The 19566-nt window shown below is 73.3% G+C and carries 17 protein-coding genes; 8 read left to right on the top strand and 9 right to left on the bottom strand.

The window, feature by feature from the left end:
* Positions 1–102: 102 nt before the first annotated feature.
* Positions 103–3039, bottom strand: coding sequence for a BTAD domain-containing putative transcriptional regulator (locus tag AB8O64_RS05720; RefSeq protein ID WP_370418167.1), 2937 nt, complete (start codon positions 3037–3039; stop codon positions 103–105).
* A gap of 176 nt (positions 3040–3215) precedes the next feature.
* The gene (locus AB8O64_RS05725; protein WP_356449735.1) at positions 3216–3842 is read right to left on the bottom strand and encodes a YigZ family protein; all 627 of its coding nucleotides are present in this window, start codon (positions 3840–3842) and stop codon (positions 3216–3218) included.
* 76 nt (positions 3843–3918) lie between these two features.
* On the opposite strand from AB8O64_RS05725, the gene AB8O64_RS05730 reads away from it, so the two are divergent.
* Positions 3919–4326, top strand: a complete 408-nt coding sequence (locus AB8O64_RS05730) for a CoA-binding protein (protein WP_370418168.1) — start codon at positions 3919–3921, stop codon at positions 4324–4326.
* 104 nt (positions 4327–4430) lie between these two features.
* A complete protein-coding gene (locus tag AB8O64_RS05735) occupies positions 4431–4919 on the top strand; it encodes a GNAT family N-acetyltransferase (protein WP_370418169.1) in 489 nt (162 codons plus the stop codon).
* A 30-nt stretch (positions 4920–4949) separates the two neighbouring features.
* Here the strand turns inward: AB8O64_RS05735 and AB8O64_RS05740 are convergent, their stop codons facing one another.
* Positions 4950–5492 carry a YbaK/EbsC family protein gene (locus AB8O64_RS05740; protein ID WP_370423801.1) on the bottom strand — a complete coding sequence of 181 codons (543 nt, stop codon included), beginning with the start codon at positions 5490–5492 and terminating at the stop codon, positions 4950–4952.
* Between the two features lie 79 nt (positions 5493–5571).
* Complete coding sequence (locus tag AB8O64_RS05745; RefSeq protein ID WP_370418170.1) at positions 5572–6144, bottom strand: helix-turn-helix domain-containing protein; 573 nt, start codon at positions 6142–6144, stop codon at positions 5572–5574.
* A gap of 110 nt (positions 6145–6254) precedes the next feature.
* Here AB8O64_RS05745 and AB8O64_RS05750 point away from each other — a divergent pair, with 110 nt between their 5' ends.
* On the top strand, positions 6255–7118 hold the full coding sequence (locus AB8O64_RS05750) for an EamA family transporter (protein ID WP_370418171.1): 864 nt from the start codon (positions 6255–6257) through the stop codon (positions 7116–7118).
* 72 nt (positions 7119–7190) lie between these two features.
* On the opposite strand, the gene AB8O64_RS05755 is transcribed toward AB8O64_RS05750, so the two are convergent.
* Complete coding sequence (locus tag AB8O64_RS05755) at positions 7191–8339, bottom strand: DUF6777 domain-containing protein (protein ID WP_370418172.1); 1149 nt, start codon at positions 8337–8339, stop codon at positions 7191–7193.
* A gap of 249 nt (positions 8340–8588) precedes the next feature.
* Between AB8O64_RS05755 and AB8O64_RS05760 the strand changes: the two genes are divergently transcribed.
* Entirely contained in the window at positions 8589–9887 is a 1299-nt protein-coding gene (locus AB8O64_RS05760; protein ID WP_370418173.1) for a streptophobe family protein, read from the top strand.
* A gap of 31 nt (positions 9888–9918) precedes the next feature.
* Here the strand turns inward: AB8O64_RS05760 and AB8O64_RS05765 are convergent, their stop codons facing one another.
* Genes AB8O64_RS05765 through AB8O64_RS05775 form a run of 3 tightly spaced genes read right to left on the bottom strand, consistent with a single transcriptional unit; the run spans position 9919 to position 13928 of the window.
* Positions 9919–10956, bottom strand: coding sequence for a serine/threonine-protein kinase (locus tag AB8O64_RS05765; protein ID WP_370418174.1), 1038 nt, complete (start codon positions 10954–10956; stop codon positions 9919–9921).
* Complete coding sequence (locus AB8O64_RS05770) at positions 10956–11573, bottom strand: hypothetical protein (RefSeq protein ID WP_370418175.1); 618 nt, start codon at positions 11571–11573, stop codon at positions 10956–10958. The genes AB8O64_RS05765 and AB8O64_RS05770 overlap by 1 nt, the downstream gene beginning before the upstream one ends.
* A gap of 15 nt (positions 11574–11588) precedes the next feature.
* Positions 11589–13928: an FHA domain-containing protein gene (locus AB8O64_RS05775; protein WP_370418176.1), complete on the bottom strand. Its 2340-nt coding sequence runs from the start codon at positions 13926–13928 to the stop codon at positions 11589–11591.
* A 79-nt stretch (positions 13929–14007) separates the two neighbouring features.
* On the opposite strand from AB8O64_RS05775, the gene AB8O64_RS05780 reads away from it, so the two are divergent.
* Both AB8O64_RS05780 and AB8O64_RS05785 read left to right on the top strand, forming a co-directional pair.
* Positions 14008–14439: a gamma-glutamylcyclotransferase family protein gene (locus AB8O64_RS05780; protein WP_370418177.1), complete on the top strand. Its 432-nt coding sequence runs from the start codon at positions 14008–14010 to the stop codon at positions 14437–14439.
* Positions 14440–14587: 148 nt separating this feature from the next.
* Positions 14588–15130: a gamma carbonic anhydrase family protein gene (locus tag AB8O64_RS05785; protein WP_370418178.1), complete on the top strand. Its 543-nt coding sequence runs from the start codon at positions 14588–14590 to the stop codon at positions 15128–15130.
* 77 nt (positions 15131–15207) lie between these two features.
* Here the strand turns inward: AB8O64_RS05785 and AB8O64_RS05790 are convergent, their stop codons facing one another.
* Positions 15208–15900, bottom strand: a complete 693-nt coding sequence (locus AB8O64_RS05790) for a DedA family protein (protein WP_370418179.1) — start codon at positions 15898–15900, stop codon at positions 15208–15210.
* Positions 15901–16298: 398 nt separating this feature from the next.
* On the opposite strand from AB8O64_RS05790, the gene AB8O64_RS05795 reads away from it, so the two are divergent.
* Together AB8O64_RS05795 and AB8O64_RS05800 are read left to right on the top strand one after the other, a co-directional pair.
* The gene (locus AB8O64_RS05795) at positions 16299–18014 is read left to right on the top strand and encodes a thiamine pyrophosphate-binding protein (RefSeq protein ID WP_370418180.1); all 1716 of its coding nucleotides are present in this window, start codon (positions 16299–16301) and stop codon (positions 18012–18014) included.
* Positions 18015–18016: 2 nt separating this feature from the next.
* Positions 18017–19543, top strand: a complete 1527-nt coding sequence (locus tag AB8O64_RS05800; RefSeq protein ID WP_370418181.1) for an asparagine synthase-related protein — start codon at positions 18017–18019, stop codon at positions 19541–19543.
* Positions 19544–19566 lie beyond the last annotated feature (23 nt).

A 19566-nucleotide genomic window follows, 5' to 3' on the forward strand; every position in this document is an offset into this window, starting at 1 on the left:
CCCGGCCGCACGCCTCGGGGGACAGCCGGGCAGGAGCGGGGGACCCGGCAGGGGGGAGCGGGCCCCGGGGACGATTGCGGTCCCCGGGGCCCGCTCACCCGCTCACCCCGAGCCCGGGGGCCACCGTGTGGTGGGCGGTTCGCCGGCGGGACGGGACAGCTTCTCCTCCAGGCGCGCCGCCTGGAGGAGACGGTGCTGTGAGCGGTAGAGGGACAGGGCCTGCCGCCACGCTTCGACGGCACGGGCGTGCTGCCCCATGGTCCGGTGGACGTCGCCCAGGCAGGCGAGCGCGTCCGCCTCCTCATAGGCGTCGCCGAGTTCGCGGCGCAGGGCGAGGGCCTGGCGGTAGTGGTCCAGGGCCTGGGCGGGCCGGCCACCGTGGTGGGCCAGATAACCGAGGCTGTCCAGGGTGAACGCCTCGCCCTCGCGGAAACCGAGCCGTCGGGAGAGCGCAAGGGCCTGTTCGCAGTAGTGGCGGGCCTGCCCGTGGTGGCCGAGCCTGGCCAGGTACCAGCCCACCGCGTTCAGCGCCTCGGCTTCCCGCAGGGGGCCGTCGAGTCTTCGGCGGAGGCGGAGGTTCTGGATCGCGTGGGACAGGGCCCGGCGGTCGTCCCCCCGCTGCTCCCACGCCAGTGCCAGGTTGAGGTTCGTCTGCGCCTGCCCCGCGGCGTCGTCGGCCTCCCCGAAGAGGGCGAGGGCCCGCCGTAGGTTGTCCAGGGCCTCGGCCCGCTGCTCGAGAGGCACCTGCGCGCGCCCGAGGAGCCGGTGCGCGAGGGCCCGGGCGGCGGGATCCTGGAGCACGCCGGGAGCCTCCAGTGTGGCCCGCAGGATGGCGGTCCGGTCGTCGAGGTGGCCTCGCCGCCATTGATAGGTGTCCAGGGACCAGGCCAGGTGCCACGCCCATCCGCCCCATCCCTCCCCTGGCTCCGTGTCCCGCCCTCGCTCGATGGTGAAGCGGTGCAGCTCCAGCAGGCAGGCGTGTTCGGCGTCGAACCACTCCATGGCCGCCGCGGCGTCGGTGAAAGGGTGCGGTGCGGGAGTGGCACCGGGCCGCTCTGCCGCGAACGGTGTGCGCTGCGGGGACAGCAGGCGGTCGCCCGCGTGGGCGGTGCGGGCGTAGAAGTCGGTCAGGCGGTGCAGAGCCGCGTCCCGATCGGCCTGGGGCTGGTCGCGCTCCCCTCGCTCGGAAGCGTAGAGGCGGACGAGGTCGTGCATGCGGTAGCGGCCGGGGCAGTGCTCGTGAACGAGGTGCGCGGCCTCCAGGCCACGCAGCAGGGACCGTGTCGTCGGAGCGGGCAGCGCGGCCAGGACCATGGCCGCGGCCACGCTGACATCGGGGACGGGCGCTTGGCCGAGCAGCCCGAACAGCCTGGCCGCCGGGGGACCCAGGGCGCGGTAGGAGGAGGAGAAGACCGCACGCAGGTCGGCGGTGAGGTCGTGGGTGTCGAGGGCGTCGAGCCGGGCCGTCCGGCTGCGGAGTTCGTCGGCCAGCACCGAGAGAGGGAAGTCGGGGTGGGTCGTGGCCCGGGCCGCCACGAGACTGATGGCCAGGGGCAGGCCCGCGCAATGCCGTGTGAGCGCGGCGACGGCCTCGGGTTCCCGCGCGGTCCGCTCCGCGCCGAGGTACCGGGACAGCAGCTCCCGTGCCTCCGCCTCGGTCAGCACGTCCAGGGGCAACGGGCGGGCACCGTAGGCGGTGATGAGCCCGACCAGCTGGTTCCTGCTCGTGACCAGCACCATGCAGGAGGAAGTGCCGGGCAGCAGCGGCACGACCTGTTCCGTGTCGCGGGCGTTGTCGAGCACGATCAGTATCCGTTTTCCGGCGACCAGGCTGCGGAACAGCGCCGCCCGGCCGGTCAGGTCCACCGGCACGCCCTCCGCCCCTACGCCGAGCGCGTGGAGGAAGCCGAGCACCACCTCGGCCGGAGGAACCGGCTCCGCGGACACCGCGAAGCCGCGGAGGTCGGCGTACAGCTGCCCGTCGGGGAACGCCTCGGCGTTCTGGTGCGCCCAGTGGACGGCGAGCCAGGTCTTGCCGATGCCGCCGATTCCGCCGATGGCCGAGAGCGCCATGGTGCCGCCGTTCCCACCGTTCGCGCCGAGCGCCTTGTCGAGTTCGGCGAGCTTGTGGGCCCGGCCGACGAACAAGGGCGTCGGCGGAGGGAGTAGGCGTGGAACGGTCGCCGGGGCCGAAGCCGCGCTCGGGGCTGGGCCCGAGACCGGCGTCGGGGCCTGCGCCGGCGTCGGTCCGGTCGAGGGCGTCGGGGCGGGTGCGGCCGGTACCGGTGCGGGGGTGCTCAGGACGGGATCCTCGGTGAGGATCCGCTGGTGCAAGGTGCGCAGCGCCGCACCGGGGTCCGTCCCCAGCTCCTCGGCCAATCGTTTCCGGACACGCCGGTAGTGGGCCAGCGCCTGCGCGGCCCGGCCGCTGCGGTACAAGGCGAGCATGAGCTGCGCCGCCAGCCGCTCGTCCAGCGGGTGCGTCTCGGCGCGGGCCGAGAACTCGGGCACCAGCCTCGCGTGCTGCCCGAGCTGTAAGCGCAGGTCGCCCAGGTCGAGTTCGGCCGCGAATCTCTCACCCTGCACGGTCTGCCGCCAGGAGTTGAACCAGGGACTGTCGAGTGTGGCGAAGGCGTCGCCACGCCACAGGTCGAGCGCCCGCTCGAGCAGGGCCGCGGCCTCGGCGGCTCCGTCGGCCGCGCGGGCCTGTTCGAGCAGTCGGCGGAAGCGGTGCAGGTCTACGGCGGACGGTTCGACCTCGACGACGTATCCGCCGTGCCGGCGCACGAGCCGCACCTCGTCCGCGGCGGGTGCCAGTGCCCGGCGCAACCGGGAAAGGTAGCTGTAGATCGTCCCCCGGGCCCGTGGCGGGGCCCGGTCTCCCCACACCCGGTCGACGAGCCGGTCGACCGGCACCACGCGGTTGGCGTCGACGAGCAGCGCCGCGAGGACGCACCGCTGCCGGAGGTGACCCAGGTCGACCGGCTCACCGCCGATATGGGCCTCCACCTGGCCGAACAAGCCGAATTCCACCACCATCCAGCCCCCTAGGCGCGGAACCCTAGCGGGGGACGGGCGCCGCGCCCAGCGGAATGAAGGCCCCTTGGAGGTTCGTCCGAAGACGGCCGGCCTGCTGCCCCGCCGTCTCGTCCTCGATCGCCGCGCAGCGGAGGTGCACCGGCCCCGGCCCGCAAGGGCAAGCGCCCGCAGCCCGCTCAGGCGTCCTCGTACGCCTCACCGCCCAGCTCGAAGCCGGCCGTCCCCGCCGTGGTGTCCGCCAGCCAGGCGCGGAAGGACTCCACGTCCGCCTCCGGCAGTCCGATCTCCATGCGCACCCCGGAGGCGTAGGTCACCTCGCGCACCACGCGGCCGGTCGCCCGCAGCTCGTTCTCCAGCTTTCCGGCCCGCTGGTGGTCGACGGTGACCGTCGCGAGGCGGAAGCGCTGCCGGGTGACGGTGCCGAGGGTGTCGAGGGCCTCTCCGACGGCCCCGCCGTAGGCGCGGATCAGCCCGCCCGCGCCGAGCTTGACGCCGCCGAAGTAGCGCGTGACGACGGCCACGGCGTACCGGATGTCGCGGCGGAGCAGCATCTGCAGCATGGGCACCCCGGCGGTGCCACCGGGCTCGCCGTCGTCGCTGGCCTTCTGGACCGAGCCGTCGGCTCCCAGGACGTAGGCGAAGCAGTGGTGGCGGGCGGTGGGGTGCTCCTTGCGGACGCGCGCGATGAAGGCCTGCGCCTCCTCCTCGGTCGCGGCGGGCGCGAGCGCGCAGAGGAAACGCGATTTGTTGATCTCGATCTCGTGCACGCCTTCGCGCGCGACCGTCCGGTACTGCTCTTGCATTCCACCACCCTATGCGGCGCCGTGACCGGGTCGGGAACCGCGGGAATGATCAGTGCGGACCGCTCGTTGAGCGGGCATGTACGCAGAGGCGGGGATCATCCGGAAGATCATCGAGCGGACCGGCGACACCTGGGCGGTGGTCGGTCTGTCGACGAACGAGCAGCGCGCGGCGTTCGGCGTCGCCGAGGTGCTCCAGCGGTACGGCAAGCGCATTGTGCCCGTGCACCCCAAGGCCGAGACGGTGCACGGCGAGCAGGGGTACCGCTCCCTGTCCGAGGTGCCCTTCCCCGTCGACGTGGTGGACGTCTTCGTCCACTCCGAGCTCGCGGGCTCCATCGCGGACGAGGCCGTCGCGATCGGCGCGAAGGCGGTCTGGTTCCAACTGGGGGTCATCGACGAGGAGGCGTACGAGCGGACGCGGTCGGCGGGGCTGGACATGGTGATGGACCGGTGTCCGGCGATCGAGATCCCGCGCCTGCGCTGAGGCCGGCCGGGAGCCGTGGCGTGTGCGGCTGTGCGGCAGGCGGCCGCCGACCAGGACCAGGCGGACAGGCTCTCGCCGGAGCACGTGTGCGTTAACGTCGGCTCATGATCACGACACGCGGCGCCCGTCCCGAGGACGCGGCCGAACTCGTCCGGCTGCGTCGGCTGATGTTCGAGGACATGAGCGGCCGGGACGCCCCGGGAGACTGGGAGCGCGACGCGGAGGAGATAGCCCGGCGGCAGCTCACGGGGCCCGGTCCGGTGCTCGGGGCGTTCGTCGTGGACGGCGATCCGGCGCTGGGCGCCCCGCATCTGGCCGCCTGCGCCGTGGGGCGGCTGGAGGAGCGGCTGCCCGCGCCCGGTCATCCCACGGGGCGGTTCGGGTTCGTCTTCAACGTGTGCACCGACGTCCGCTACCGGGGGCGCGGTTTCGCCCGGGCGACCACCGAGGCGCTGCTCGACTGGTTCGCCGACCGGGGCGTCACGCGCGTCGATCTGCACGCGACACCGGACGCCGAGCGGCTGTACCGGAGCCTGGGCTTCGCCGAGCACTCGCTCGCCCTGTCGCTCGACCTCTCACTCCGCCGGGCCTGAACGGCCTGGCGGACATCACCGCCGAAACGGTCAGCCGCCGAGCCCCGTGAGGACGGTGGCGCCGGGGAGTTCGGCCAGTGCCTTGCCGGGGACGATCAGCTTGCCCCGGCGGCTGCCGCTGCCGATGAGCACGTACGGGGTGTCGGCGACGGCGGCGTCCACCAGCACCGGCCAGTCGGCGGGCAGCCCGATCGGGGTGACCCCGCCGAACTCCATGCCGGTCGCGCCGAGCGCGGTGTCCATGGGGGCGAACGACGCCTTGCGGGCACCGAGGTGCCGGCGGACGACGCCGTTGACGTCCACGCGGGTGTGGCCGAGCACGAGGCAGGCGGCGAGTGTGGTCGTTCCGCCGCGCTTGGCCGCGACGACGACGCAGTTCGCGGACTGCTCCAGCAGCGCGGCGCCGTAGTGCTCCACGAGGACGGCGGTGTCGGCCCGTTCGGGATCGGTGTCCACGTAGAGCAGCTGCTCGGCCGGTACGGAGCCGCGCCAGCCGCGGACGGCGTCGGCCACCGGGCCGACCAGCAGGTCCAGGGCCTCCGCGGCCGGGCGGACATCGTCGAAGGCGTCCATCGGGGTGCTCACACGCGCCAAGCTAGCAGTGGTCCCCGACCCCTCGTGCGGCCGTCCCACCCTGTGGGGCGGGGGCGGGTCACCGCGCGGGCGGGATGGACACCGCCATCGTCATCTCGACGGTCTCGGCGCCGTCGTTGCGGTAGGCGTGCGGGGCGCCCGCGTCGAAGGTCGCCGAGGTACCGGCGGGCACGGTGTGCGCCTGACCGTCGACGACGAGCGTCAGCACGCCGGCGGTCACCCGCAGGAGTTCGACGGTGCCGGGCGGGTGGGGGTCGGAGTCACTGCCGTCCCCGGGGACGATCCGCCAGTCCCACAGCTCCAGCGGTCCGCTCGCCTCCGCGCCGACGAGGAGCGTGGTGTGACTGCCGGCCTCGCTGGACCACATGCGCACCGCCTGGTCCCCGGGGACGATCCGCACCAGCGCCCCCTGGTCCTGGTCCAGGAGTGTGGTGATGCTGACGCCGAGGGCGTCGGCCAGCTTCACGGTCGTGCCGACGCTCGGGTTCGTCCGGGCCTGCTCGATCTGGATGATCATGCCTCGGCTCACCCCGGAGCGGGCTGCCAGGGCGTCGAGCGTGAAGTGGCGCTCGGCGCGCCAGCGCTTGAGGTTGCGGGCGAGCGACTGCGTGAGCTGGTCGAGGTCCGTCACGGACCGCCCCCTATCGCGAGTAACAATATTTTGAGTGACAGAGTTCAGTGTATTGAACTACGGTGTGCTGGACTCCACCGTTCATCACACTGTACTGCGAGGTTTCCCCCATGACAGCGGTCTTCGCCCTGGCAACCGCCCTTCTCTGGGGGCTGGCCGACTTCGGCGGTGGCGTACTGACCCGGCGTATCCCCGCTCTCACCGTGGTCGTCGTCTCGCAGCTGCTGGCCGTGGTCGTGCTGGGCGCGGTCGTCGTCGCCACGGGCGGCTGGTCCGAGGCCGGACCGCGGCTGTGGTACGCGGTGGCGGCCGGTGTGGTGGGCCCGGCGGCGATGCTCTGCTTCTACCGGGCGCTGGCCCTCGGCCCGATGGGGGTCGTCTCACCGCTCGGCGCGCTGGGCGGCGTCGCCGTACCGGTCGGGGTGGGCCTCGTGATCGGCGAACGGCCCGGGCTGCTCCAGATCGCGGGCATCGTGGTCGCCGTGGCCGGTGTCGTCCTCGCGAGCGGCCCGGGGTTCGGCGGCGCCCCCGTGCAGCGGCAGACGCTGGTGCTCACGCTCGTCGCGGCGTTCGGCTTCGGTTCGGTGATGGCACTGATCGCCGAGGCGTCGCACACCCTGACCGGGCTCTTCCTCGCCCTGTTCGTCCAGCGCGTCTGCAATGTGGCGGTCGGTGGCGCGGCGCTGTTCGCGTCCGCGCGGCGCGGTAATCCGGTGCTGCCCGCCGAGGGCTGGGGCGCGATCCGCTCGGCACTGCCGGCGCTCGCCTTCGTCGGCCTCGCGGACGTGGCCGCCAACGGCACGTACAGCATCGCCGCCCAGAGCGGACCGGTCACCGTCGCCGCCGTCCTCGCCTCGCTCTACCCCGTGGTGACGGCGCTGGCCGCGCGCGGCCTGGGCGAACGGCTGCGTGCGGTGCAGGCGGCGGGCGCGGGCCTGGCCCTGGTCGGCACGGTCCTCCTCGCGAGCGGCTGACCGGGCCGCCCCCCGGGGGAGGACATGCCTGCGGCCGACGCGTGAACGCGTCGGCCGCAGGCATGTCCCGCCTCAGTACGCCGGGCCTTCCGAGGGCGGACCGCCGGGGCCGTCGGTCGTGCCGCCCGTCGGGGGCGAGGAGCCCGGTGCGGGCGCCGACTCGTCGGACGACGGTGTGTCACTCCCGTAGCCGCTCGACGTCCCCGGGGACGCGCCACCCCCGGGCGGCGGGGCGGGCACGTCGTTGGCTCCCGTCGAGTCCCCGCGGTGCCGCTTGATCCACTCACCGGTGCGGGGGTCGTAGATCCAGAAGATGTTGATGATCGTGGTGGACCGCTGGACCACCACCGACTTCTTCTCCTGGTAGGAGGGCCACGCCTGACCCTTGGGCTTGACGTCACCCTTGATGGCCACCGGCTCCTTCAGCGGGTTCCCGCACGCACAGCGCACCCGGGGCACACCGCGGTCGTCGACCAGCACGGCCGTACCCGCCTGCAGGACGTCCTGGCGGCTGGTGGCGGCGCCGTCGCGGTAGCCGTGGTTGGTGACCCGGGTGTCGTAGCGCAGTTGCACGGGCGTCAGCCCGCGCAGGTACTCCGGGATCCGGTTCTGCTCGATGCCCGCGGCCTGCGCCCAGGCGCGCCCCTTGTCCTGATTCTCGGTCAGGTATCTGATCTGCTTCTCGACGTCGCAGGAGGCGACGTTCTGGGTGCCGCCGTAGAGGCCCTGGGTGGACCCCGAGAACGACGGGTTCCGCCCTCCGTCGGCGGGTGGGTCCGGGGGTTTGGCCCCGCCCGTGTCCGACTGCTTCGCCGTCGACTTGGAGTAGGGGTCGGGCCCCTCCGCGGACGCCGCCTGGAGGAAGACCTCCCCTCCCCCGCCACCCGGCCGGGCGAAGAAGATGCCGAGCGCGATGGCCGTGACCAGGGCACCGGCGACGAGGGCGACCCGTGGGGCGGACCGCCACCAGGGAGGACGGCCGCCGCCGTTGCCCCCGCGACCGCCGGAGGGCCGGCCCGGCGGCTGCCCGGGACCGGAAGGGCCGGACGGGCCGGACGGGCCGTACCCGCCTCCCGAGCCGCCGGGCGGTGGCGCCGCGGGACGGCCCGGCTCCGTCGGCCGGTGCGCCGACCCGTAGGACCCGGGCTCGGAACCCTGACCGGACAGCGGTCCGGACGGCGGGCCGGTGGGGCGTTTTCCTGACGGCGGTTCGGAAGTCACGGCCCTTCTCCCAGGCATTGACGGTGACGCGGATCGGTGATGCGGATCGAGTTCCGTATATCGGTTGATTTCAGCTGTTTTCGCTCCGCTCATTGTGTGTACGGAACCCGCGCCGCCCGCAAGCGGGAGCGCGCACCAGGGGTGCGGGTCCCCCGACCGCGCTCGCGGGCGGGCGGCCCGGCGTCCCCGTGCGTACGTTGGGAGACACCGCGAGAGGCACAGCCCCACCGAGACCCACCGGAGTCAGCGTTGAGCAGCCAGCCGCCAAGGTCCGCGCCGGGCAAGGCGCTCGGCGAGGTACGGGCCTGGCGGGACGCCCTCGCCACCGTGGTCGCCGGGATCGTCGCCCTGTTCGTCGTCGCCGCGCTCGGGCTGTGGGCGGCGGGCGCGGCGACCCTGCCGGGCGGCGCGTTCCCCCACGTGGTGGCCGCCACCGTGGTCACCGCCGTCGGGGGTACGGTGCGGCTGTCGGGCGGCGCGGGGCCGATCGCCCAATCGGGCGGGGGGCTGAACGTCGTCCCCCTCTCGGTGACCCTCGCCGGCGCCCTGGCCATCGCCGTGGTCTTCCTGCTGCCGCTGCGCCACCACGCGGTGGTGAGCGGGCCCCAACTGCTCGCGCGCATCGCCCGTACGGCCGTGCTGTGGCTGCTGGCCCTGCTGATCGTCGCGCTCGGCGCGAAGCACACCTTCCGGATCAGCCTGGGCGACGAGGCCCTCGACGACATCGGCGACCTCCTCGGCGCCACCCCGTCCGTCGGTTTCCGGGCGGCCGTGGGCTCCACCCTCGCCTTCGGGCTGCTCTGGCTGCTGGTGCTGCTCGCCGTGGCGTCGGCGGTGTCCCGCAAGACGCCGCTCCCGCCGCGGCTGCTGCCGTTCCAGGACTCGGTGCGGCCCGCCGCGTTCGCGATGCTGGTCGTCCTGCTGGCCTATGTCGTCCTCGGCCTGGCCATCGGGGTGGTCATGCTCTTCACCCACGGGCACCCGGACCGGACCGCGGCCGTCCTGCTGCTCGGGCTGCCCAATCTGGTGTGGCTCGCCTTCGGCGTGGGGCTCGGCGGCGCGTGGGAGGGCAGGGTGCCCGATCCCATCGGCCTGCCCATGCCCAGGGCCCTGGTGACGGTGCTGCGTCAGCGCGACGGCGAGGCCACCGGCACGGTGGATCTGGGCACGCTCGCGGAACAGGACGGGCGGGCTTGGCTGTTGGTGGTCGTCGCGGCGGTCGCGCTGCTGGCCGCCGGGCTGCTCATGGCCGTACGGTCACCGGCCGACACCCGGCCGTGGCAGCACGCCGTGCGGCTCGGGATCGCCTTGGCGATCACCCTGCTCGTCGTGGGGCTGCTGACCCGCGTCTCGGCCCGCTTCGGGCTGTCCCTGTTCGGCATCGGCGACCTCGACGCGTTCGGCGGTGAGGTCCTGCTGCGGCCCCGGCTGTGGCTGCTGGTGGGCGTCGGCCTGTTGTGGGGGCTGATCGCGGGTTTCCTGGGCGGCCTGTTCACCTCCCGGGTCCGGCGGCGCGGCGAGGTGACACCGGACGCGGACGGGCGCTGATAGGTACCGACCCGTATCGGTACCGGCCGGGCTATCGCCGGGTGGCGTCCGGGAAGACCGGTGCCGCCCAGTGCGGCGGGGGCGGCGGGGGTGTCCGCTCCGGGGGCAGTCCCCCAGGCCGCGGATCAACCCGGGTGGGCTCGTGCTCCCGCCCGCGCGGGGGCTCCTCGGGCACCATGCCCGTACCGGCCCGGCGCAGGGCGCTGACGAACCGCAGACAGGTGTCGTAACGGTCCTCGGGCGCCTTGGCGAGGGCCTTCATCAGCACGTCGTCGACGGCCGGGGTGAGGTCGGGGCGGTGCTCGGAGACCGGGGGCGGCGGGTCGTTCTGGTGCGCCCACAGCAGCGCCATGTCGTCGTCGCGCTGGAAGGGCGGACCGCCGGTCAGCATCTCGTACACCACGCAGGCCAGGCTGTAGACGTCGCAGCGGCCGTCGACCGGCTTGCCCGAGATCTGCTCGGGCGCGACGTAGTCGAGGGTGCCGACGAACTGGCCCACCGTGGTGAAGCCGGTCAGCGACAGCGACTTCTTCGTCAGCCCGAAGTCGGTGAGGTACACATGCTCGGGGTGGTCGCTGTCGGTGCCCTCCGCGACGAGGATGTTGCCCGGCTTGACGTCCCGGTGCACCAGGTCGTGCGCGTGGGCGGCGTCCAGGGCGGAGGCGACCTGGAGGCCGATGCGGCAGGCGTCGACGACGGGGAGCCGCCCGGTCCGGTCGAGCATGGCCCGCAGGTCCTGGCCCGCCACGTAGCGCATGGCGATGAAGAGGACGCCCTCGGTCTCCCCGGCCTCGAAGACCGGCACGATGTTGGGGTGGTCGATGGCCGCCGCGACCCGCGACTCGTGGGCGAAGCGCTGCCGGAAGGTGTCGTTGCGCGCCAGCTCCGGAGCCAGCAGCTTGAGGGCGACCGTCCGCCCGAGCCGCAGGTCCTGGGCGCGGTAGACGACGGCCATGCCACCGCGCCCGATCTCGCCCTGTACGCGGTAGGCGGCGATCTGACGGCCGATGAGATCGGACTGCCGGCCGATCGGCACGTCCCCGCGCGTACGGTCGTCGGGGCCCGTCATCAGCGGTCACCGAGCACGGTGGTCGGCGGCCCGCCGGATCCGTCGGCCCCTCCCGCATCGGCGCCCGGCCCGCCCGCGCCCTTTGAGGAGGCACCCTCCGGCACCGCGAACGTGGCCATCGCCGTCCCGTCGCAGTAGCACCAGCGGTCGTGCTCCGCGTCGTACACCCACATCGCCTCGCCGTCGACGACGGCCCCGATCCGCAGCCCCCGGGTGGTGTCGCGGAACGTCTCCCCGTCCATCCGGCCCGCCGCCAGGTCCTCCACCGCCCGGTGGTAGCGGCCGACGGTCTCCTCGACCCGGGCCAGCAGGGCCCGCGCGTCGGCCGTCCGGGCGAGCTGCTGCCCGGCGGACGGCGGGCCCTGCGGCACCGGCAGCAGCAGCCGGGCGTCGACCCACGCCGACCAGCCGTTGAGGCAGAGCACCTGCCCCCAGTCGCCCCGCCGCTCCAGCAGTCGCACGGGCAGCAGCGCGTCGAGCGGCTCGGTCGCCACCAGCCCGTCCGGGGCCTCCCAGGTCGGCATGCCGTCCCCGGGCACCACGTGCGTGGGACGGAAGCCGGCGTCCGGGCCCACGGCGGCCGCGACGACGGATTGGGGTGGATACGCTGCGTTCATCAAGGCTCCCGCCTGCTACTTGCGCATGATGGCGGGCTCGTGGCGGCGCAGCAGTCGCGCGACGATGACGCCGCAGGCGACCGACAGCACCACCAGCATGCCCATGTTGATCAGCCAGGTGCCCGCCGAGTGGTCGAAGAGCGGGTCGGCGGTCAGTTTCCCCGGCACGATCCGCTCCAGTTCGACCGTGCCGGCCATCGCGCCGAGCGCCCAGCGCGAGGGCACCAGCCACGCCAGCTGTTCCAGGCCGGGCACTCCGGCCAGCTTCAGCAGGGCTCCGCAGAAGACGACCTGGACGATGGCGAGGAGGACCAGCAGCGGCATGGTGACCTCCTCCTTGCGCACCAGTGCCGACACCACCAGGCCCAGCATCATGGCGGTGAACGACAGCAGCGCCACGGCCAGCGCGATCTCGACGAGCGGTGGGAAGAACACGCCCTTGCCGCCGGGTGCGTTCATGTCCACGCCGAACAGCGCGACCAGGGTCAGCACGACGGCCTGCACCACCGTGATCAGTCCCAGCACCACCACTTTGGACATCAGATACGCGGATCTGGACAGGCCGACGGCTCTCTCCCGTTGGTAGATCACCCGTTCCTTCACCAGTTCGCGCACGGCGTTGGCGGCTCCCGTCAGCACACCGCCCACGCACAGGATGAGCAGCGCGTTCATCGCCGAGTCCGCGGTCAGCTTGCTGCCCGCGAGCGCCCGGGCCATCGCGCCCATCACGAACGGCAGGGCGATCATGATGGCGAGGAAGGTCCGGTCGGCGGTGAGCGCGGCCGCGTACCGGCGCACCAGGGTGCGCAGTTGGGCGCCCCAGCTCTGCGCCTTCGGCGGCTTGGTGGCTTCTTCCGGTGCGTGGGCACCGTCCAGCCGGGGCTGTTCGGTGGCGGCCGCGATGTACTGGCGGTAGTGCGAGGAGGCGCGGTACTGCCCCGCCCAGTCGCGCCCGGCCTCGGCCTCGAACGCCTCGAAGGCCTCCGGCCATTGGGCGTAGCCGAAAAAGTCGAGGGTCTCGTCGGGCGGTCCGTAGAAGGCGATCCGCCCGCCGGGGGCGAGGACCAGCAGCCGGTCGCACACGTCCAGGCTGAGGACGCTGTGCGTGACGACGATGACGGTGCGGCCGTCGTCGGCGAGGGTGCGGAGCATGTGCATCACGGAGCGGTCCATGCCCGGGTCGAGGCCGGAGGTCGGCTCGTCGAGGAAGAGCAGTGACGGCTTGGTCAGCAGTTCCAGGGCGACGCTGACGCGTTTGCGCTGACCGCCGGAGAGGCTGTGGATGGGCTGGTCGGCGCGCTGCTGAAGGCCCAGTTCACCGATCACCTCATCGACCCGGGCCTGCCGTTCGGCCGGTGCGGTGTCGCCGGGGAAGCGCAGCTCGGCGGCGTATCCGAGGGCGCGGCGCACGGTCAGCTGGGCGTGCAGGATGTCGTCCTGCGGCACCAGCCCGATGCGTGCCCGCAGCTCGGCGTAGTCCCGGTAGAGGTCACGGCCGTCGTAGACCACGGTGCCCCGGTCGGCGGGGCGCTGCCCGGTGAGCGCGTTGAGCAGCGTCGACTTGCCCGCGCCGCTCGGGCCGACGACGGCGAGCAGGCTCTTCTCGCCCACGGGGAACGACACGTCCTCCAGCAGGGTCTTGCGGCCCTTGTCCACCTGCACGAGCAGGTCCTGGACGTCGAGCGAGATCTCACCGGTGTCGACGAACTCCTGGAGTTCGTCGCCGACGAGGCAGAACGCGGAGTGGCCGATGCCGACGATGTCGCCCTGCGCCACCGGGGCCCGCCGCACGGGCCGGCCGTTGAGATACGTGCCGTTGTGGCTGCCGAGGTCCACGATCTCGTGGCCGCCGTCGGCGGTGGCGCGCAGTTCGGCGTGCCGACGGGAGACGACCAGGTCGTCGACGACGAAGTCGTTGTCGGCGCCGCGGCCGATCCGGACGGTCCGGGTCGGCAGGGGGCGTACGGAGGTGGGGCTGCGGAAGGTGCCCGTGGCGGACGGCAGCGAGACGGACGAGGGGCGCCCCGCCGAGTGGGCCACGCCTTTGAGCCGCGCGGCCGGGCCGTCGTCGGGGTTGCCGAACCGGATGACGCTGCCCGGTCCCACGTCCTCCGCCCGCACCCGGTGGCCTTCGGTGTAGGTGCCGTTGGTGCTGTCGCTGTCCTCGAGCGTCCAGTGGTCCCCGACGGGGCGCAGCACCGCGTGGTGCCATGAGACCCGCAGGTCGTGCAGCACGATGTCGCTCAAGGGATCGCGCCCCACGTGGTAGGTCCGGGTCGGACTCATCACCTGCGAGCCGCCGTCGGCCTCGACGACGAGTTCGGGGGCGGGGGGCGCGACCGACCGCTCTCCCATGTTTGGATTCTACGGCGGACCGTCCGGCCTCGCCTGTCCAGGAGGACGCCCCGGCCCGCCCTTCGAAGGGAGTCCAGAGGTGTCGTCGCAGCCCGGGGCCGCCGCGCGGCTGCCCGTCTTCGTCTACGGGACGCTGCGCCCCGGACAGGGCAACCACCGCCGCTTGCTCGCCGGCCGCACCACGGCCGAGGAGCCCGCCCGGCTGCGCGGCGCGGTGCTGTACGCGGGCCCGGGCTACCCGTACGCGGTGAGCGCCCCGGCGGAGAGCGTGATCCGCGGCGACCTGCTCACCCTGGCCCCGGCGCGGTACGCGGAGCTGCTGGCGGCGCTGGACGAGCTGGAGGGCTATGCGCCCGGCGATCCCCGCAATCTCTACGAGCGGGTGGCCCGCGAGGTCCTCCCGGACGGCGGGGGCACGGTCCGTGCCTGGGTCTACCTCGCCGCGGACCGCCTGGCCCGGCGGCTGCGCGACGAAGGCACACCGCTGCCCGGCGGCGACTGGCTCCGCTGAGGTGCCTGATGGCTGTCCGATCCCCCGGCGCCGGGCGCCGGGAGCCCGCGAAGAGCCGCCGGACAGGCTCTGGTGGCGTTCCGGGCCCGTGACTTACGGTGCCCCCTGGGTGTGAAGGATCATGACGGGTGAGGCAGAAGGAGAGACGGTGGCGGAGCGAGCGTTGATCGCGGGTGTGGGCGGCCACGAGCCGAGGATCGACCCGGGGGCGTTCACCGCGCCGACGTCGGTGGTGATCGGCGAGGTGACGCTGGCGGCGGGCGCGAGCGTCTGGTACCACGCCGTGCTGCGGGCGGACTGCGGTCCCATCACCCTCGGCGCGGACAGCAACATCCAGGACAACTGCACGGTCCACGTGGACCCCGGCTTCCCGGTCAGCGTCGGCGAGCGGGTGACCGTCGGCCACAACGCCGTCCTGCACGGCTGCACGGTCGAGGACGACGTGCTGGTCGGCATGGGGGCCACGGTCCTCAACGGCGCGGTGATCGGGGCCGGTTCGCTGGTCGCCGCCCAGGCCCTCGTCCCCCAGGGCATGCGGGTCCCCCCGGGTTCCCTGGTCGCGGGCGTCCCGGCCAAGGTCCGGCGGGAGTTGACCGAGGAGGAGCGCGAGCACATCGGGCTCAACGCCACGATGTATCTGGAGCTGGCGAAGCAGCACCGCGACGTGGCGGCGGGCGACGCGGACGCGTAGGGGAACGCGAAACGGCCCGCCCGGGCGTACACCCGGGCGGGCCGCGGAAAGGCGGGGCGTGGCCCCGGTCGCCGTCGTCAGTCGTTGACCGCGACGGGCTCGGCGGCGGGCCGCTCGGTGCCCGGGCCCGCGACGGCCGCCTCGGCCTCGGCCTCCGCGCGCTTGGCGGCGGCCTTCTTGGCCCGCAGACGCATCACCAGCAGGGAGCCGAGCCCGAACACCACGGCGGCGGCCAGGCCGACGTAGGAGAACCTCTTGATCCAGTCCTCGGCGACCTTGCCGACGGTGTAGATCACCGCGACGGTGCCACCGGCCCAGACGATGCCGCCCAGCACATTGGCGATCAGGAACTTCCAGTACGGCATCTTCAGGACGCCCGCGAGCGGACCGGCGAAGATCCGCAGGAACGCGATGAAGCGGCCGAAGAAGACGGCCCACATGCCCCACTTGTGGAAGGACCGCTCGGCGGTGGCCACGTGGTCGGGCCCGAAGTGCTTGGGGAATTTGCGGCCGAGCCAGTCGAGCAGTGGCTGGCCGCCCTTGCGGCCGATCATGTAGCCGATGGAGTCACCGACGATCGCGCCGGTGATGGCGCACGCGCCCAGCACGTAAGGATTGATGTGATCCTGCGTGGCGGCCAGCAGCGTGGCGCTGACCAGGACGATCTCACCGGGAAGCGGGATGCCGAGGCTCTCCAGTCCGATGACCCCGCCCACCAGCAGGTAGACGGCTACCGCCGGTACTGTTTCGAGCCACTCCTGGATGTGCAACGCCGGTTCCTCCCCGGTTGGTGATCAAATGCCCGGCGTGCGCCACGAGGGCACACGCCGGGCAGCCTACTGGAGGAGAGGACTCCTTCGCGGGGCCGCCGGTTGCTCGGGCGAGGGTCACGAGTGGGACAAGGGACCGGACCACCGGCCGTGGACGGGCCGCCCGCGACGTCGAGGACCGGCCGTCCGCCCGTGCGCGCGGATCTCCGACGGGGCGCCGACCGCTCCGGCGCCCTTGCCGTGGCCGCGGCGCGGGAGCAAGGAAAGCGTCCGTTCCCCCACAAGGCGCGGTCGGCACAGTGGGCAGTGCCCGCCGAACAGCCTCCGGTCCCGCGCTGCCCCCATGCCGGGCGCACGCCCGCCGCGGTCGCGGACCGTTCTTCCTCCAAGGAGCTGCCATGTCCCGTGTCCCCGCCGGCCGGACCACCGCCCCCACCACCGCCCACGCCCTGTTACGACGTCTCCACGACCACGGGGTGCGCACCGTGTTCGGGGTGGTCGGCCGGGAGGCCGCGGCGATCCTCTTCGACGAGGCGGACGGCATCGACTTCGTGCTGACCCGGCACGAGTTCACCGCCGGTGTCGCGGCCGACGTGCTGGCCCGCATCAGCGGCCGGCCGCAGGCGTGCTGGGCCACGCTGGGCCCCGGGATGACCAACCTGTCCACGGGGGTCGCCACCTCGGTCCTCGACCGGTCACCGGTCATCGCGCTCGCCGCCCAGTCCGAGTCGTACGACATCTTCCCCAACGACACCCACCAGTGCCTGGACTCGGTGGCGGTCATGCGGCCGATGACCAAGTACGCGGCGGAGCTCCGGCGCCCCGACGACGTGACCGACCTGGTGGACTCGGCGGTGGCCGCGGCCATGACCGAGCCGGTCGGGCCCAGCTTCATCTCCCTGCCCGTCGATCTCCTCGGCAGCGAGATCGACACCTCGCTGCCGCGTCCCGGGGCGAGGACCCCGGCCAAGCCCCTCGGCGCGGTCGAGGACGGCTGGCAGGAGGCCGCGCGGAAGGCCGCCGAGCTCGTCGGGGCGGCACGGCACCCCGTGCTGGTCGTCGGCGCCGCCGCGATCCGCTCCGGGGCGGTGCCCGCCGTCCGCGCGCTGGCCGAGCGGCTGAACCTCCCGGTCATCACCACGTACATCGCCAAGGGCGTGCTGCCGCACGGGCACGAGCTGAACTACGGCGCGGTCACCGGCTACATGGACGGCATCCTGTCCTTCCCCGCCCTGGAGACCCTCTTCGGGCCGGCGGACGTCGTCCTCACCCTCGGCTACGACTACGCGGAGGACCTGCGGCCGTCGATGTGGCAGCGCGGCGGGCAGAAGACGACGGTCCGGGTGTCGCCCACCGCCAACCCGGTCCCGCGGGTCTACCGTCCGGACGTCGACGTCGTCACCGACGTGCTGGCCTTCGTGGAGTACCTCGACCGGCACACGGCCGATGTCGCGCCGAAGACCGCGCACGACATCGCGCCGTTGCGGGAGCGGATCGGTGAGTTCCTGGCCGACCCCGGGACGTACGACGACGGCATGCGGGTCCACCAGGTGATCGACTCCATGAACACCGTCATGGCGGAGACCGCCGAGGCCGGTGAGGGCACGATCGTCTCCGACATCGGGTTCTTCCGCCACTACGGGGTGCTCTTCGCCCGTGCCGACCAGCCGTTCGGCTTCCTCACCTCGGCCGGCTGCTCCAGCTTCGGCTACGGCATCCCCGCGGCCATCGGGGCCCAGCTCGCCCGGCCCGGGCAGCCGACGTTCCTCATCGCGGGCGACGGCGGTTTCCACTCCAACAGCGCCGACCTGGAGACCATCGCCCGGCTCAACCTGCCCATCGTGACCGTCGTCGTCAACAACGACACCAACGGCCTGATCGAGCTGTACCAGAACCTCGGGCACCGCCGCTCGTACGACCCGGCGGTGAAGTTCACCGGTGTCGACTTCACCGCCCTCGCCCGCGCCAACGGCGTCGAGGCGGTCCGGGCCACCACCCGTGAGGAGCTGCTGGCCGCGCTGCGCAAGGGAACGGGGCTCGGGCGGCCGTTCCTGATCGAGGTGCCGGTGCATTACGACTTCCGAACCGGCGGCTTCGGCGCCCTGAGTATCTGATCATGATGTGCGTCCTTCCCGCCGTCACCGGTTTCCTCGCCGAGATCCGCCAGGACGGCGGCCGGCCCCTGGAACCGGTCTTCGCCTCCCTCGGCTCCCGGGCCACGCCCGGGGAGCGGACGGCCGACCAGAGCCTGCGCACCGTCCTGCTGCACTCCGGGGCCCCCGACGGGGCATACGCCCACGCCCGGGGCCGGACGCTGGTGCTCGCCGGAGAGCTGTACAACCAGGACGAACTGGTCCGGCTGCTGCCCGGCCAGGCCCTGCCGGACAGCGACGCGGCTCTGCTCCTCGCCCTCTTCGGCCTCTACGACGTGCACGCCTTCCGGCTGCTCAACGGGCGCTTCGCCGCGCTGGTCGCCGCCCCCGGACGAGTTGTGCTCGCCACTGATCACGCGGGCTCGGTGCCCCTCTACGTCTCCGCCGCCCCCGGCCGGGTGCTGGCGGCGACGGAGGCGAAGGCGCTGCGGACCGCTCCCGAGGGGCGGCCCGTCGCCGCCCGCCCGGTCCGCCGGCTGCCCGGCACCCACCAGGTCCCGGCCGGCACGGTGCTGGACATCGAGGTGGCCACCGGGAACCCGGTCTCCCACCGGACGTGGGCGCCTCCGCTGGCCCGCCGGATCGTGCGGGAGGAGGAGGCGGTCGAGTCCGTCCGCCGGGCGCTGGAACGGGCGGTGCGGGTCCGTACGGGCGGGGGCACCCCCCTGGTGGTGCTCTCCGGCGGGATCGACTCCTCCACCGTCGCGGCGCTGGCCGCCCGCCGGTCGGCCGGGCCGATCGGGACCGTCTCGATGGGCACCGAGGAGGCCGACGAGTTCCCGCAGGCGCGTGTCGTCGCCGGGCACCTCGGCTCCGCGCACCGGGAGGTGACCATCACCACCACCGACCTGTTGCGCCGGCTCCCGCACGCCGTCTGGGCGGCCGAGTGCCTCGACGCCGACATCATCGAGTACCTGCTGCCGCTGACGGCGCTGTATCTGGAGCTGGGCGGCACCGGCCGTCGCGTCCTCACCGGCTACGGGGCCGACATCCCCCTCGGCGGCATGCACCGCGAGGACCGGCTGCCGGAGCTGGACACGGCCGTCTGCCACGACATGGACACCTTCGACGGACTGAACGAGATGACGCCGACGCTCTCCGGCATCGGCGGCCACTGGTCCACCCACCCCTACTGGGACCGCGACGTCCTCGATCTCCTGGTGTCACTGGAGGCCGGGCTGAAGCGCCGCCACGGGCAGGACAAATGGGTGCTGCGGGCCGCCATGGGCGACGTCCTGCCGCACGAGGTCGTCGTCCGCCCCAAGCTCGGCGTGCACGAGGGATCGGGCACCACCTCGTCCTTCACCCGGCTGCTGACGGACGCCGGCGTCCCGCCCGGCCGGGTGCGCGACGCCAAGCGGCTGGTCGTCCGGGAACTGTTCGACCTCGTCGTCGTCGACGGCCGGCATCCGGACGAAGTGTCCACCGGCGCGGTGGTGGAGCTGGTCACCGACCTGCTGGCCTCCGGCGCCCGCCCAATCCCGCGATGACACCGCCCCCGCCCGCCGGGGAC

This window comes from Streptomyces sp. QH1-20, from assembly GCF_041283565.1.
Classification (GTDB): domain Bacteria; phylum Actinomycetota; class Actinomycetes; order Streptomycetales; family Streptomycetaceae; genus Streptomyces; species Streptomyces syringius.

What these genes read in the sequence shown, in the direction of transcription:
- AB8O64_RS05775 (WP_370418176.1), bottom strand. Translation starts at nt 13,928, where the DNA reads ATGGGAGAGCGGTCGGTCGCGCCCCCCGCCCCCGAACTCGTCGTCGAG.
- AB8O64_RS05720 (WP_370418167.1), bottom strand. Translation starts at nt 3,039, where the DNA reads ATGGTGGTGGAATTCGGCTTGTTCGGCCAGGTGGAGGCCCATATCGGC.
- AB8O64_RS05750 (WP_370418171.1), top strand. Translation starts at nt 6,255, where the DNA reads ATGACAGCGGTCTTCGCCCTGGCAACCGCCCTTCTCTGGGGGCTGGCC.
- AB8O64_RS05740 (WP_370423801.1), bottom strand. Translation starts at nt 5,492, where the DNA reads ATGGACGCCTTCGACGATGTCCGCCCGGCCGCGGAGGCCCTGGACCTG.
- AB8O64_RS05800 (WP_370418181.1), top strand. Translation starts at nt 18,017, where the DNA reads ATGATGTGCGTCCTTCCCGCCGTCACCGGTTTCCTCGCCGAGATCCGC.
- AB8O64_RS05730 (WP_370418168.1), top strand. Translation starts at nt 3,919, where the DNA reads ATGTACGCAGAGGCGGGGATCATCCGGAAGATCATCGAGCGGACCGGC.
- AB8O64_RS05765 (WP_370418174.1), bottom strand. Translation starts at nt 10,956, where the DNA reads ATGACGGGCCCCGACGACCGTACGCGCGGGGACGTGCCGATCGGCCGG.
- AB8O64_RS05795 (WP_370418180.1), top strand. Translation starts at nt 16,299, where the DNA reads ATGTCCCGTGTCCCCGCCGGCCGGACCACCGCCCCCACCACCGCCCAC.
- AB8O64_RS05770 (WP_370418175.1), bottom strand. Translation starts at nt 11,573, where the DNA reads ATGAACGCAGCGTATCCACCCCAATCCGTCGTCGCGGCCGCCGTGGGC.
- AB8O64_RS05735 (WP_370418169.1), top strand. Translation starts at nt 4,431, where the DNA reads ATGATCACGACACGCGGCGCCCGTCCCGAGGACGCGGCCGAACTCGTC.
- AB8O64_RS05725 (WP_356449735.1), bottom strand. Translation starts at nt 3,842, where the DNA reads ATGCAAGAGCAGTACCGGACGGTCGCGCGCGAAGGCGTGCACGAGATC.